Here is a 16,023-nt window from a genome sequence, read left to right as displayed (position 1 = left end):
TGCTATACTGAACATATGTTTGTGAATATATGGAGGACTGTATGGATAATTTTATAGATGAACTGAATGAACAGCAAAAGGAGGCAGTGACCACCACAGAAGGGTATGTGCGCATAATTGCGGGAGCGGGAACCGGCAAGACAAAGGCGCTCACATACAGATATGCGTATCTGGTGGATGAGCTTGGAATATCCACATCGAATATACTGTGTGTCACATTTACAAATAAAGCGGCGAGGGAGATGAGCAAACGTATCAGACAGATGATCGGGGACAGTGATACGGGATACATCTGCACATTTCACGGCTTCTGTGTGAAGCTTCTGAGGGAGGATATCCATGCCATCAATTATCCCCAGAACTTTGTGGTGATGGACAGCGAGGACACGGAGGATATACTCAAAACGGTGTACGAGAATGCCCATATACAGTCGAGAACATATACATTTGACATGGCGAGGGATCACATATCGGCTATGAAGAACGAGATGCAGCATATCACATATTTGGCGGACATAAGCAACGACAGACTGCTGGCGGATTATGAGAAGGCTTCAGACATACCTGAAAAAGTATTTCTGGGATACCTGTACGAACAGAAGAAGGTGTATGGACTTGACTATGATGATCTCATAACCATTGCGCTCCACATCCTCAGAACCGATGCGGAGAAATGCCGCAAATGGCAGGAACGCATGATGTATGTCATGGTGGACGAGTTTCAGGATGTCAGCGGTAACCAGTATGCGCTGGCGGAGATACTCAGCGGTTATCACAGGAATCTGTTCATCGTGGGCGATCCGGATCAGACCATATATACGTGGCGCGGGGCAAGGATAGAGTACATACTGGAATTCGACAAGAACCATGAGAATACACAGACCATATTCCTCGACATGAATTATCGTTCAACTCCTGACATACTGGCGGTGTCCAACTCACTGATCGAGAAGAACAGGAACAGACTGCCCCACAGGCTTGTGGCTGTGAAGCCGTCTGAGGCACGCCCTCTGTACGTACATTCCAGGACCACCGGGGATGAAGCCCAGTGGGTGACAAATGAGATAAAAAGACTGGTTGAGGCGGGCACAAAGTACAGTGACATAGCCGTTTTGTACAGATCACATTTCGTATCGAGAAGCATAGAGGAAGCATTTATCAAGACAAAGATCCCGTATATCCTCTACAGCGGAACGGAGTTCTACAAACGCAAGGAGATAAAGGATGTGCTGGCATATCTCAGGATGGTGGCATACGCGGATGATCTGTCATTTCACAGGGTGATAAATGAACCAAAGCGGAACTTTGGCAAAAAGAGAATGTCGATGCTGAAGTCGTACTGTGAGACTCACAGATGCTCACTGTACAGCGGTCTTCAGGATCTTCTGGAGGAGAAGACTGTTAAGTCGACAGGTGCTTCAGCCTTTGTCGATATCATAGAAAATTTCAGGAGGACATACAAGGAGAAAAGTCTGTCAGACCTTGTGACAGAGCTTATGGCCGCCACGGGTTACGAGGCGATGCTCAGACAGGCGGGCGAACAGGAAAGGCTGGACAACCTGGCAGAGCTGAAGCAGTCGATAGACGAATATGAGAAGACCTCCGGTGAGGAGAATACGCTGGAGGAATATCTGCAGAGCATAGCTCTCTACACGAACAATGACAGGGAGAGGGACAAGGATTCTGTGACGATGATGACCATACACACCGCAAAGGGCCTGGAGTTCCCATATGTGTTCGTGTGCGGTGTAAATGAAGGTATATTCCCAAGCAAGCATGTGGATACTGAGGCGATGCTCGAGGAGGAACGCCGCATGGCATACGTGGCGTGCACCAGAGCGGAGCGCGGCCTGTACATCAGCGATGCCGAGGGGCTGAACTACGATGATTCTTTCAGATACCCGTCCCGGTTCATCTTCAACATAGACCGGGAAGCAATCGACTACGTGAACGAGCTCCCGCAGCGCCTTGTCGACGACACCAAGAGCTACATAGCCGCAAATGAGAGCCGCTATATGCCGCTGGACACCGAGCTAAAGCCCGGAGACAGGGTGAGACACAAGGTGTTCGGCGAGGGCACGATAACCGGTATCAGGGGAGATATAGGGTGCTATGTCATCAAGTTTGACAAGATGGCAACGGAGAGAAATCTGAAGATAGGGATAGCACTTGAAAGAGTGTGAGGATGGGAGGTATGCATAGAATTGCATATATTTACATACCTGATTTGGTGGAGCAAATACCGGCAATGGGCGATTGATGATCGTTAGTTGCCGGTGTTTTTATGTGGGGAGTGTGTGTTAAAAAGACTGTTTTGTGTGGAGAAAATCGGACATATAATGATGTAAAATTTGAAGAAAAATCGGAGAAATAAAAGAGGAATAACTATGTGGTAAATATGTAATTATTAAAAGGATAACTGTGTAATGATAAATAATAAAACTATACATAGAAAAACGAATGGAGTATAATTATAAACATAATATTTGTAATGCTATTTTGATATGAATTAAAAATGGTGGAAAAATAATGAGCGATAATTTGAAATATATAGCACACAAGGATAATTATAGGGAACAAAGCATAAAGGATCATTTGTATGGAACTGCGGATAAAGCTGCAAAGTTTGCTGGTAAGTTTGGAAAATCAGATTGGGGATATTGTTGCGGATTATTGCATGATATTGGTAAATATTCAGAGCAGTTTCAAAAAAAGATAATTAATGACGCAGATGATAAAGTCGATCATTCCACAGCAGGTGCGAAAATTTGTATGGAATTGGGTGGGTATTATCAGTTGCTAAGTTATTGTATTGCAGGGCATCATGCGGGGTTGCCAGATTATGGAAATACAGTTATCCATTCAAGTTTAAGGTATAGATGTGAGAAGAAAAAGATATATGATTATAGTTCGTATAAATATGAAATAGAAATTCCTGAATTGAAAACAGATCCAATTATATTACAGAACCTTTCAGATGCAGATTTTCCATTAAGTGTTTTTCTCAGAATGATATATTCGTGTTTGGTTGATGCTGATTTCCTGGATACAGAATATTTTATGAAAAACGGGGATGTTAATAGAAACTCAGGGGAAAATGTAGAGATATTACTGAATAAACTGGAGAATCATATTAGTGAGTGGTTGAAAAATGATAATACAAAATCAATAAATGGACGCAGAACAGAAATATTAAAACATTGTTTAAATGAAGGACGGAATAAAAAAGGCTATTTTAGACTAACAGTTCCAACCGGGGGAGGAAAGACTATTGCATCACTTGCATTTGCATTAAAACATGCAGTAGAAAATGATATGGATCGTGTAATATATGTAATTCCATATACCAGTATTATAGAGCAGAATGCGCAAGTGTTTAGGGATATTCTTGGAGAACAGAACGTTTTGGAAAATCATTGTAATGTAGATTATGATGGACGAGAAGATTTTGAGCCGATGCAATTGGCTAGTGAAAACTGGGATAAACCTATTGTAGTTACAACGAATGTTCAGTTTTTTGAGTCGTTATTCTCAAATAAATCTTCAAAATGCAGGAAATTACATAATATAGCAAATAGTGTCATTATATTTGATGAGGCTCAGATGTTGCCTACTGATTACTTGAAGCCTTGTATTTATATGATTAGTGAATTAGTAAATAGATATAGATCAAGTATAGTACTATGCACAGCGACACAGCCAGCGTTAGGTTCATTATTTCCAGAAAACACACAATTTATGGAACTATGCCCAAGGTTGCAGGAACAATTTGAATACTTTAAGAGAGTTAAATACAATAACATCGGAACAATATCGAGAGACAAATTGTCAAGTATGCTAAAAGATGAAGATTGCGCTTTGTGTATCGTAAATACGAAGAGAATGGCTCAAGATATTTATATGGAACTATGTGGAATAGGAGTGTTTCATCTATCAACAAATATGTACCCATTGCATAGAAAAATTGTTTTGAAAAAAATAAGAAAGTGTTTGCAGAATGGAGAAAAATGTGTCGTAGTATCAACAAGTTTAGTCGAGGCAGGGGTGGATTTAGACTTTAAGCATGTGTATCGTCAGATTGCAGGAATAGATTCTATTATACAAGCTGCAGGTAGATGTAATAGAGAGGGAAAAAGAAATCAAGCTGAGAGTATAGTTAATATTTTTGATATTGAGAATTGCAGGATTCCGTTAAATCAAAAACAACAGATTGAGGTTGCTAAGTCTGTATTATGTGATTATGAAATAGTAGATAGTCCAGAGTGTATATCAGAATATTTTAAGAGATTGTACCATTTCAGGGGAGATGGTCTTGATAAGAAGAGAATTTTAGGTGAATTTGTTCATCCTGAGTATAATTATGCAAAGGTTGGAAAAGAGTTTAAAATAATTGAGCAGGATATGGCAACAATTTTTGTCGGTAATACAGATGAGGCAAAAGAGTTGATGGATGAGATAAAGCTAAAAGGCATATCAAAAGAAAGAATGCGAAAAGCAGGACAGTTTTGTGTTCAGGTTTATTGTGGTGAAAAATCAGAATTTCAAAAATTGTATGATGCAGGAATAATACGCCTCGTTTCAGATGATATGCGAGATTTTTATGAATTGACATCAATGGAATATTATTCAGAAGAATATGGTATAGGTTGCTTGGTAGATGAAGGGGAGGCGATTTTTTTATAAATGGAAGGCAAAATAGTTAAAAAAATGGAGGTGAAAACATGGGAAAAGGTGTAAAAGTAAAGGTTTGGGGAGATTATGCATTGTTTTCCAGACCTGAGATGAAAGTTGAGAGGTGTTCATATGATGTGATAACACCATCGGCTGCAAGAGGGATATTGGAAGCAATATATTGGCATCCCGGAATGAAATGGGTAATAGACAAGATATATGTTAAGAATCCAATAAGATTTACGAGCGTAAGACGAAATGAAGTAAAGAGTAAAATATCTGCAAATAATGTATTGCAAGCATACAATGGAGCAGATAAGCCTTTATACATTAGCACAAAGGAGGATATAGTGCAAAGAGCTTCTTTGATCTTAAGAGATGTGTGTTATGTGATAGAGGCACATTTTGAGATTACAGAAAATGCAAATGATTCTGATAATCCAGGTAAATTTAAAGATATTATAATGAGACGATTAAAAAGAGGTGAATGTTACCATATGCCATATTTTGGATGTAGGGAATTTCCAGTCAATTTTTGCATATGTGATGAGGAGGAAGTACATACCATATATGACGAGGTCCCAGACAAAGATTTAGGTTTCATGTTATATGATCTAGATTATAGCGATAAAAACAATATACAGCCTATGTTTTATAGGGCTATCATGAAGAGAGGAGTATTAGATTTGAGGGATTGTGAGGTGATCAGATGATATTACAGTCTCTAATGCAATACTACGAGAGTTTGGCAGAAAAAGGAAAAGTTCCACGTATGGGGTGGTGTCATGCAAAAGTATCGTGTGCTGTAGAACTGGATGAAGATGGACAAGTAAAAGCTATTATTCCATTAAAAGTATCCGAAATGTTTGGAAAAAAAGAAGTACTGGTTCCACAACAGATGAATGTTCCGCAGATGGTGGTAAGATCTTCAGGTATATCGGCGAATTTTTTGTGTGACAATTCAAAATATATGTTGGGAATAGACAGTACAGGTACAAGTCAAAGGATAAAAGAATGTTTTATGGCTGCGAGAGATAAACATTGTAGCATATTGCAGGATTCAAAGGGAAGAATGGCAAAAGCAATTATCAGGTATTTTGAACAATGGAATCCTGATAATGCAGATGTTAATCCGGTTATTAAAGCACATTGGGAAGATTTGACCGATGGTGGAAACTTGATATTTTGCATGGAAAGTGACTATGCCCAGGAAGACGAAGAAATAAAAAAGATATGGAATATATATCAGGATAATAATTCAGGTTTAGTAGATGGTATATGTCTTGTAACAGGAGAAAAGGCAGAAATAGCAAGGATTCACAGAGGAATAAAAGGTGTACCAGGAGCACAGTCCAGTGGCGCGGCTTTGGTTTCATTTAATGCCCCAGCTTTTGAATCCTATGGAAAGGAACAGAGTTATAATGCGCCAGTAGGCAAGAAGGCTGAATTTGCATATACAACAGCGCTAAATTATCTTCTTTCTGAAAAAAAATACACTTTTCAATTGGGAGACTCAATGGTTATATACTGGGCTGAATCGGCTCAAACCCAGTATCAGGACATATTTAAAAGCTTTTTTAACTCTAGTATAGATAATCAAAAGGAATTGGAAAAAGTTTTTACAAATTTGAAGAATGGACTAGCAGTGGATATAGATGATGTAAGGATTGATTTAAATCAAAGGTTTTATATTTTATGTCTTGCACCTAATGCAGCGAGATTGTCTATTCGTTTTTACTACCAGAATTCATTTGGTAATATATTGGAGAATTTATCAAGGCATTATGAAAGAATGTCAATAGTTAAACCAGAATGGGGAAAAGATTATCTGAGTATTCAAGAGATGTTGATGGAAACAGTCAACAAGAAATCAAAAGATAAAAAACCTGTATCAAATATGGCAACGTTGGTATTAAGGGATATATTGGTGGATGACAGGTATCCAACAAGTCTATATACCGGAGTGTTGACAAGAATACGAGCAGAGCAAGGGGGTATAACTTATGGAAGGGCAGCTATTGTAAAAGCGTATTTAATAAAAAATTATAATATGAAGGAGGGAGAAAAGTACATGGGATTGAATGAAAATTGTAATGAACAGGCATATGTATTAGGAAGGTTGTTCGCGATACTGGAATTGGTTCAAAAAGATGCAAATCCAGGAATTAATTCAACTATCAAGGAACGATATTTTAATTCAGCATGTGCAACACCAGCATCAGTTTTTCCAATTTTGATTAAATTAAAAAATAGTCATTTGAAGAAAATTGAAAGAAGTTCAACAGGATTAAAAATTCAGTATGAGAAAACGATAACAGAGTTAATGGGAAAATTAAACATAGCTGAAACGCAGATAGGATTTCCAAGACGATTATCTCTAGAAGAACAGGGAAAATTCATGCTTGGATATTATCATCAGATTCAGAAAAGGTACGAAAAAAAGGAGGATAAATAAATGGGTGATGTAATAAAAAACAGATACGAATTTGTAGTGTTATTCGATGTTGAGAATGGAAATCCAAATGGAGATCCCGATGCTGGCAATATGCCAAGGATTGATCCTGAGAGTGGATTGGGTTTGGTTACAGATGTTTGTATAAAACGAAAAATTCGTAATTATGTTGAAACCGTTAAGGAAGATGAAAAGGGATATGGAATATACATAAAAGAGGATGTCCCATTAAATAAGAGTGATAGAAATGCTTGTAAAAGCTTAGGGGTTGAGGAGACTGAAGACAAAAAGCTTACGGAAGAATTAAAGAAATTAAAAAAGTCAGATCCAGATGTCGATAGAAAATTGAGAGATTATATGTGCGAGAATTATTATGATATTAGGACATTTGGGGCAGTTATGACTACGTTTGTTAAAGCCTCACTGAATTGTGGACAGGTCAGGGGACCGGTACAGTTAGGATTTGCTAGGAGCATAGATCCAATTATCAGTCAGGAAGTTACAATTACCAGAGTTGCAATTACAACTGAAAAGGATGCTGAAAACAAGAGTACAGAGATGGGAAGAAAAAATATTGTACCATATGGGTTATATCGTTTGGAGGGATATATATCAGCAAATCTTGCAAGAAAGATAACGGGATTTTCAGAAGAGGATCTTGAGTTGTTATGGGATGCAATTATCAATATGTTTGAAAATGATCATTCTGCAGCTCGAGGCAAGATGGCTGTGCGTGAGTTGATAGTATTTAAGCACAGTAAAGAACTTGGCGATTGCCCAGCATATAAGTTATTCGATTCTGTTGAAGTAAAGAAGGTGGATGGCGTTGAGTATCCAAGAAAGTATCAGGATTATCTTGTAGAGATACATAATGATAATATTCCAGACTCAGTAGAGGTAAAAAGGATGGTTTAATGGAGTACACAGAAGAAGAGTATTTGATGATATCTGGTATACAGCATTTTAAGTTTTGCAGACGCCAATGGGCACTCATACATATAGAGCAGCAGTGGGCTGAAAATTATCACACTGCAGTAGGTGAGCTTATGCATAAGAAAGCTCATGATCCATATATTACGGAGAAGAGAAAAGATGTACTTATAGTGAGAGCACTTCCAATTGCATCCAGGAAACTGGGTGCAGTAGGGGAGTGTGATATTGTTGAGTTCCATAAGTGTGATGATGGAGTTTCTCTACGTGGGCATCGTGGATTATATAGTATATATCCAATCGAGTATAAAAAAGGAAAGCCCAAGGTGTCGGAGGAGGATAAACTTCAATTAGTAGTACAGGCAATGTCCCTAGAGGAAATGTTTTCTACACAAATAGAAGAGGGCGCAATATATTATGGAGAAACAAGAAGAAGAGAAGTTGTGCAGGTTTCTCAGGAGTTAAGAGATATGGCAACTAAAATGTTTGAAGAGATGCATGATTATTTTAAGAGAGGGTATACTCCCAAGGTAAAACAAAGTAAATCATGTAATTCTTGCTCATTGAAAGACATTTGTTTGCCAAGATTAAATAAAGCTGGTTCAGTAAAAAATTATATATCACAGATGTTAGGAGAGAATGTTGAATGAAAAAATTATTAAATACACTTTATGTAACATCTGAAAATGGTTATTTGGGGTTAGAAGGAGAAACTGTTGTAGTATATCAAGATAGCCAAGAAATTGGCCGATTGCCTTTGCATAATTTGGATGGGATAGTTGTGTTTGGATATAAAGGAACAAGTCCGGCACTTATGGGCGCATGTGCAGATCGGAATATTTCATTGTGTTATGTAACTCCTCAAGGAAAATTTCTAGCTCGTATAACGGGAAAAGTAAAGGGAAATGTTATTTTGCGGAGACAACAATATGATAGCTCATTAGATGCAGAAAAAAGCCTAGAGATTTCAAAAAGTTGTATATTGGGTAAAGTATATAATGCACGATGGGTTTTGGAGAGGGCTATTAGGGATCATGCGATGCAGATAGATGCGGAACGGGTGAAACGCGCATCATTACATTTAAAAAATTCCTTGGAATTAATAAGAAGTGCTAAGTCAAAGGATGAATTAAGAGGATTTGAGGGAGAGGCGGCAAGTATTTATTTTGGGGTGTTCAATGAACTTATATTGCAACAAAAAAGAGATTTTGTGTTTCAGGTAAGAAATAAACGACCTCCTCAAGATAATATAAATGCTATGCTGTCATTTGTTTATACATTATTGACCAATCAGATTGCGTCGGCCCTGGAAGTTGTAGGGTTGGATCCGTATATAGGGTATTTACATACGGATAGGCCTGGCAGGGCTTCGTTGGCGTTAGATTTAATTGAGGAATTTAGAGCGGTTTATGCAGATAGGTTTGTTCTGTCACTTATAAATAAAAGGATAATAACAGGAAAGGATTTTTCTAAAAAAGAAAATGGAGCAGTATTATTAAGTGATAATGCAAGAAAAAAGGTATTGGTGGAGTGGCAAAATAAGAAGAAAGAAGTAATTACACATCCATATTTGAAGGAAAAGGTTGAGTGGGGAATAGTGCCATATGTTCAGACAATGCTTTTGGCAAGATATCTCCGAGGGGATATTGATGGATATCCGGTTTTTTTATGGAAATGAGGTGATAAGAATGTTATTGTTGATAACCTATGATGTTAATACGGAAACATCTGCAGGGAAAAATAGATTGAGAAAGGTTGCAAAACAATGTGAAAATTATGGTCGACGAGTACAGAATTCAGTTTTCGAATGTATAGTGGACCAAGCACAGAGCGTTAAATTGAAAGCCTTGTTATCTGAAATAATTGATGATACAGTGGACAGTCTTAGGTTTTATTATTTGGGAAGTAAATATCAAACTAAAGTTGATCATATAGGATGTGATAAGGGGATAGATGTTGATCAGCCATTAATTTTTTGATATTGTGCGTAATGATAGTGAACATAGAATTACAGGGGCATTCGCACCATGAAAAATATACAGTTGAGAAGCTTATCTATGTATATATGCATAAGGAACAGATTTTATTGTAAAAAACAATAATATTATTAAGCGGTTTTGTATAGAATTTTAGATTTTTTTGTGCAAAATTGCTGTCGCTCCGTTCGTCGGAGCGTGGATTGAAATATATTTATAAAACCCGCAAAGAGGGGATTATACAGTCGCTCCGTTCGTCGGAGCGTGGATTGAAATTGCATGATAAAGATGAAAATAAGGACGGAGAACTGTCGCTCCGTTCGTCGGAGCGTGGATTGAAATCTTTTTATAAACTTTTAATCTATTTTGTAGCAATGTCGCTCCGTTCGTCGGAGCGTGGATTGAAATTGGAGTGTAACAATCGGTGCAATAGTTGTTATTGGTCGCTCCGTTCGTCGGAGCGTGGATTGAAATAATCTTACAAGCGCAGATATAGGAAGTGTTACAAGTCGCTCCGTTCGTCGGAGCGTGGATTGAAATCTCAATATTTTCAAACCTTGTCTAAATGACCTTAGTCGCTCCGTTCGTCGGAGCGTGGATTGAAATATTAGAGTTTCTTAACCACAAGTGCAAGGTTCTGGTCGCTCCGTTCGTCGGAGCGTGGATTGAAATATGCAACAATTCACTTGCAAGGCTTTGTGTGTCACCGTCGCTCCGTTCGTCGGAGCGTGGATTGAAATATTATATATAGTCCCCCTCTCCCATCTGTGATAGTCGCTCCGTTCGTCGGAGCGTGGATTGAAATATAAAGTGATGTGTCGCCCCATATATTTGCACTCGTCGCTCCGTTCGTCGGAGCGTGGATTGAAATATATTTGGACTATAGTCCATTTAAGCAAGCACAGTCGCTCCGTTCGTCGGAGCGTGGATTGAAATAGATGGTAATACAATAGCATCTGATACTGAGTGTTGTCGCTCCGTTCGTCGGAGCGTGGATTGAAATACAACTCTGATGGAACGGTAAGTTTTGAAGATGTGTCGCTCCGTTCGTCGGAGCGTGGATTGAAATCACTATGTCAAGTATTTAACACCTGTCGTGGAAAATGTCGCTCCGTTCGTCGGAGCGTGGATTGAAATTGAAATAATCGGCAAAACATAAGTTGAAATGAATGGTCGCTCCGTTCGTCGGAGCGTGGATTGAAATCGTAAGAAAACAAAGTGTGATATACTGATTAAAAGTCGCTCCGTTCGTCGGAGCGTGGATTGAAATTGCATGGCTGGGACGGTTCGGAATGTATATATTGTCGCTCCGTTCGTCGGAGCGTGGATTGAAATAAATAAAAATCATACCAGATACAAGGAGGAAAGCCGTCGCTCCGTTCGTCGGAGCGTGGATTGAAATCACATAGGGGACCTGCATACAAGTTGCACATATAGTCGCTCCGTTCGTCGGAGCGTGGATTGAAATGTTTCTGTGACCGTCTGTGTTGCTGTACCGCCCGGTCGCTCCGTTCGTCGGAGCGTGGATTGAAATCTGCAATACCTCCAAGCGGTCCCAGTGCTGTTTTGTCGCTCCGTTCGTCGGAGCGTGGATTGAAATCTAAAAAGCCGTTGACAATGGACTGCTTCACGCCGTCGCTCCGTTCGTCGGAGCGTGGATTGAAATATTCTTGAAAAGTTCCCACTTGTAGAAAAAATGCTGTCGCTCCGTTCGTCGGAGCGTGGATTGAAATTGAATATTTTGACGAGTTAGGTTGTAGAGATTTTGTCGCTCCGTTCGTCGGAGCGTGGATTGAAATTTCCCGTAAGAAGGGCAAAAAAATTGCCGAGTTTGGTCGCTCCGTTCGTCGGAGCGTGGATTGAAATGGTTTTAATGCAACGGTTGACTACTCATTACCGGTCGCTCCGTTCGTCGGAGCGTGGATTGAAATTATAACGGGTGCGGGTTGGAGTATTGACAATGTGCCGTCGCTCCGTTCGTCGGAGCGTGGATTGAAATTCCACGTTAGATACCGCTCACAATCTGAATGACAGTCGCTCCGTTCGTCGGAGCGTGGATTGAAATAGTAAGGTAAAAAAGGATAAGGCAGGAAATATAGGTCGCTCCGTTCGTCGGAGCGTGGATTGAAATGGCTATATCAGTCTTGAATAAGATCCCAAAGGTGTCGCTCCGTTCGTCGGAGCGTGGATTGAAATCTAAGACACTTTTCCCACTGCTCATGTGTCGCCTCGTCGCTCCGTTCGTCGGAGCGTGGATTGAAATTGCTGTGGCTGTGGATTGTACCCCATGAGTGCCGGTCGCTCCGTTCGTCGGAGCGTGGATTGAAATTTTGTCATAGCTACTGTTACATCGCCGGCGGTAGATGTCGCTCCGTTCGTCGGAGCGTGGATTGAAATTTGTCTGTTACTGCAGCAATATCTGCTAATGATGTCGCTCCGTTCGTCGGAGCGTGGATTGAAATTTGCCAAGTACCTCGCAAACCTCGGAAAGTGTCGTCGCTCCGTTCGTCGGAGCGTGGATTGAAATTTCTTGCTATTGTAGGCCTTTGTGCTGATTCCAAGTCGCTCCGTTCGTCGGAGCGTGGATTGAAATATAGACACCGGGCGCAAGCGTAACCGTGATTTTGGTCGCTCCGTTCGTCGGAGCGTGGATTGAAATAAGTAATTTGAGCAGATACTTCACCCGCTTTAGATGTCGCTCCGTTCGTCGGAGCGTGGATTGAAATGTATGTTATCGCTGAGGGGTGGACAGACGCAAGCGTCGCTCCGTTCGTCGGAGCGTGGATTGAAATTCAAATGAAACGGCTAAGTTTGCACAATTATTTGGTCGCTCCGTTCGTCGGAGCGTGGATTGAAATCTAAACAGGCAGACAATGAAACTGTCCTTGCTGGGTCGCTCCGTTCGTCGGAGCGTGGATTGAAATCTTATGCTTGAAATACTTGTATATATCTACCGCAGTCGCTCCGTTCGTCGGAGCGTGGATTGAAATCATCAGCCAGATGTAAGCGTGAGACTTTTTGATGTCGCTCCGTTCGTCGGAGCGTGGATTGAAATTGATATGTACTCATATGTACTATCAACCGTAGGAGTCGCTCCGTTCGTCGGAGCGTGGATTGAAATTCAAGTGCCTATGTCAGCGTATGACGTTAGCGCAAGTCGCTCCGTTCGTCGGAGCGTGGATTGAAATATAAAATGTTTAACAAATATTCAACACTTTACCGTCGCTCCGTTCGTCGGAGCGTGGATTGAAATGTCGTGAGACTAACAGTTTCCAAGACGGGCAATGTCGCTCCGTTCGTCGGAGCGTGGATTGAAATTGTTGTTGCTCGTATATTGACGAACGTGGCGTCTAGTCGCTCCGTTCGTCGGAGCGTGGATTGAAATACTATGTCAAGTATTTAACACCTGTCGTGGAAAAGTCGCTCCGTTCGTCGGAGCGTGGATTGAAATTTGTACTTATAGCGATAGAGCTAATGGTGTGGAGTCGCTCCGTTCGTCGGAGCGTGGATTGAAATACGATGACTTGCTGAGGCGATTAGCTACGTTATGTCGCTCCGTTCGTCGGAGCGTGGATTGAAATGGCATTGGCATTGTCATTTGATATAGAAACATCAAGTCGCTCCGTTCGTCGGAGCGTGGATTGAAATTTTTGTTTCATACGCATCTAGCACATTTTTTACAGTCGCTCCGTTCGTCGGAGCGTGGATTGAAATATATCTTGTAGTGATGCAGGAGACAGCACACTTAGTCGCTCCGTTCGTCGGAGCGTGGATTGAAATCTAAATGGTATACCTCGTTAGCATTCCCGCACTCTGTCGCTCCGTTCGTCGGAGCGTGGATTGAAATATTTTATAACAAACCCTTACAGAAAACTTAAATTGTCGCTCCGTTCGTCGGAGCGTGGATTGAAATATTATTATTTATAGCGGGTTCACCATTTTTTTTGTCGCTCCGTTCGTCGGAGCGTGGATTGAAATTTTATGAAACTTCTGGCTCAAAACAGTATGGAAGTCGCTCCGTTCGTCGGAGCGTGGATTGAAATAGAAAGATAGGTGGCTCATATACTGCTTCAGCGGTCGCTCCGTTCGTCGGAGCGTGGATTGAAATCAGTGTAGGAGCTTGTCCACCTTCGGTTCAGGGAGCGTCGCTCCGTTCGTCGGAGCGTGGATTGAAATTCCGTCATAGACAGCTCATTCATCAGCGTTTTATGTCGCTCCGTTCGTCGGAGCGTGGATTGAAATATATTATACCTCCTTGATTTACTCGGCTCTGGCGGTCGCTCCGTTCGTCGGAGCGTGGATTGAAATAAGAAAGACCAGGATGCACCATACATCACGATTGAGTCGCTCCGTTCGTCGGAGCGTGGATTGAAATAGAAAGTATATGGAGATCAGCGTATTTTACAAAGAGTCGCTCCGTTCGTCGGAGCGTGGATTGAAATCATGTACCTACAAGAAATTCCAGAGTTTAAAACAGTCGCTCCGTTCGTCGGAGCGTGGATTGAAATTTTCAATAATATCTCAAATGACTCGTCTATGACTGTCGCTCCGTTCGTCGGAGCGTGGATTGAAATATACGAAGATATACGGCTAACAGAGTTACAAATACGTCGCTCCGTTCGTCGGAGCGTGGATTGAAATTTTGAAGAGCAGACATTAAGGCTTGACCAGATATGTCGCTCCGTTCGTCGGAGCGTGGATTGAAATACTATTTGTATGAAGAAAGAGTGAAGGCTGCACTGTCGCTCCGTTCGTCGGAGCGTGGATTGAAATATGGTGGTTGCTCCGGGATCCTGGAATCAGCTTGAGGTCGCTCCGTTCGTCGGAGCGTGGATTGAAATTTGGTTATAGATGTGGGCTCCGCATCGGTGAGGGTCGCTCCGTTCGTCGGAGCGTGGATTGAAATCTCAGCCTTTGAAACGAAGAATACCTCCTTGTCCGTCGCTCCGTTCGTCGGAGCGTGGATTGAAATTTTACCTCTCCACCCCAATTTATAGTTGGCTGAAGTCGCTCCGTTCGTCGGAGCGTGGATTGAAATACAAGCATATTCATAACCATCAGCTTGAGCATGAGTCGCTCCGTTCGTCGGAGCGTGGATTGAAATTGGGAGTATACCACTATGCAAATGGCGGAGATCGTCGCTCCGTTCGTCGGAGCGTGGATTGAAATTACCTGATGATGTGGCGAGAACAATAGCAAATATGTCGCTCCGTTCGTCGGAGCGTGGATTGAAATTAGGAAAGATGTGGCAAAAGTGCCACTTATATATCGTCGCTCCGTTCGTCGGAGCGTGGATTGAAATGCGATTTTTGAAGAGGAAAACGGCCGGGCGCGCTGTCGCTCCGTTCGTCGGAGCGTGGATTGAAATTTGCTCTCCCAGTCAAGTACAATGACAGCTTTTCGTCGCTCCGTTCGTCGGAGCGTGGATTGAAATACAAAGGCGTCAATGACAAGCAAGTCCCCAACCGTCGCTCCGTTCGTCGGAGCGTGGATTGAAATGGTTGATTACCCTATCAAACCATAGGGAGCTCAGTCGCTCCGTTCGTCGGAGCGTGGATTGAAATATTATACATCTGACATATAGCTGCGATAGTGTTAGTCGCTCCGTTCGTCGGAGCGTGGATTGAAATGACTTTAAAAAGGAAGCAGAGGTAAAACAGAGCCGTCGCTCCGTTCGTCGGAGCGTGGATTGAAATATCAGCGCTGTCGGCCATGATATCAAGTGTCAGGTCGCTCCGTTCGTCGGAGCGTGGATTGAAATTCCGAGGATCCAGCCAGATGCGGCATCCTGTCCCAGTCGCTCCGTTCGTCGGAGCGTGGATTGAAATTGCAGGTGATCCAGCTTTATCTGACGCATTGGCGTCGCTCCGTTCGTCGGAGCGTGGATTGAAATTCAATGTTCGGAATTTTTACAGTGTTGTTGTAGTCGCTCCGTTCGTCGGAGCGTGGATTGAAATTGTTGTATGTCATTTTGCCTCCATGTACCAGTAGTCG

Annotated in this window: 8 protein-coding genes and 1 CRISPR repeat array (1 of these 9 only partly in view); all 8 genes read left to right on the top strand. The window is 41.5% G+C overall.

Going from position 1 to position 16,023, the window contains the following annotated elements:
• Window positions 1-41 precede the first annotated feature (41 nt).
• The 8 genes from DW159_RS04870 to cas2 all read left to right on the top strand — a co-directional run bounded on the left by DW159_RS04870 (window position 42) and on the right by cas2 (window position 10,032).
• Complete coding sequence (locus DW159_RS04870; RefSeq protein ID WP_187115850.1) at window positions 42-2,183, top strand: ATP-dependent helicase; 2,142 nt, start codon at window positions 42-44, stop codon at window positions 2,181-2,183.
• A gap of 358 nt (window positions 2,184-2,541) precedes the next feature.
• Complete coding sequence (gene cas3, locus DW159_RS04865) at window positions 2,542-4,683, top strand: CRISPR-associated helicase Cas3' (protein WP_117549460.1); 2,142 nt, start codon at window positions 2,542-2,544, stop codon at window positions 4,681-4,683.
• A 38-nt stretch (window positions 4,684-4,721) separates the two neighbouring features.
• Entirely contained in the window at window positions 4,722-5,384 is a 663-nt protein-coding gene (gene cas5c, locus DW159_RS04860) for a type I-C CRISPR-associated protein Cas5c (protein WP_117549123.1), read from the top strand.
• Entirely contained in the window at window positions 5,381-7,126 is a 1,746-nt protein-coding gene (gene cas8c / locus DW159_RS04855) for a type I-C CRISPR-associated protein Cas8c/Csd1 (protein ID WP_117549122.1), read from the top strand. The genes cas5c and cas8c overlap by 4 nt, the downstream gene beginning before the upstream one ends.
• The gene (gene cas7c, locus DW159_RS04850) at window positions 7,127-8,038 is read left to right on the top strand and encodes a type I-C CRISPR-associated protein Cas7/Csd2 (RefSeq protein ID WP_117549121.1); all 912 of its coding nucleotides are present in this window, start codon (window positions 7,127-7,129) and stop codon (window positions 8,036-8,038) included. It begins immediately after the preceding gene.
• A complete protein-coding gene (gene cas4 / locus DW159_RS04845; protein ID WP_117549120.1) occupies window positions 8,038-8,703 on the top strand; it encodes a CRISPR-associated protein Cas4 in 666 nt (221 codons plus the stop codon). Before cas7c ends, cas4 begins: the two co-directional genes overlap by 1 nt.
• Window positions 8,700-9,731, top strand: coding sequence for a type I-C CRISPR-associated endonuclease Cas1c (gene cas1c, locus DW159_RS04840; RefSeq protein WP_117549119.1), 1,032 nt, complete (start codon window positions 8,700-8,702; stop codon window positions 9,729-9,731). The genes cas4 and cas1c overlap by 4 nt, the downstream gene beginning before the upstream one ends.
• A gap of 10 nt (window positions 9,732-9,741) precedes the next feature.
• Window positions 9,742-10,032, top strand: a complete 291-nt coding sequence (gene cas2 / locus DW159_RS04835) for a CRISPR-associated endonuclease Cas2 (protein ID WP_044998422.1) — start codon at window positions 9,742-9,744, stop codon at window positions 10,030-10,032.
• A 175-nt stretch (window positions 10,033-10,207) separates the two neighbouring features.
• Window positions 10,208-16,023: a CRISPR direct-repeat array (repeat unit 32 nt; unit sequence GTCGCTCCGTTCGTCGGAGCGTGGATTGAAAT) (it continues 951 nt past the right edge of the window).

The organism is Coprococcus sp. AM14-16 (assembly GCF_003434675.1).
Taxonomy (GTDB): Bacteria; Bacillota; Clostridia; order Lachnospirales; family Lachnospiraceae; genus Coprococcus; species Coprococcus aceti.
This window is presented reverse-complemented; position numbering and strand designations above follow the sequence as displayed.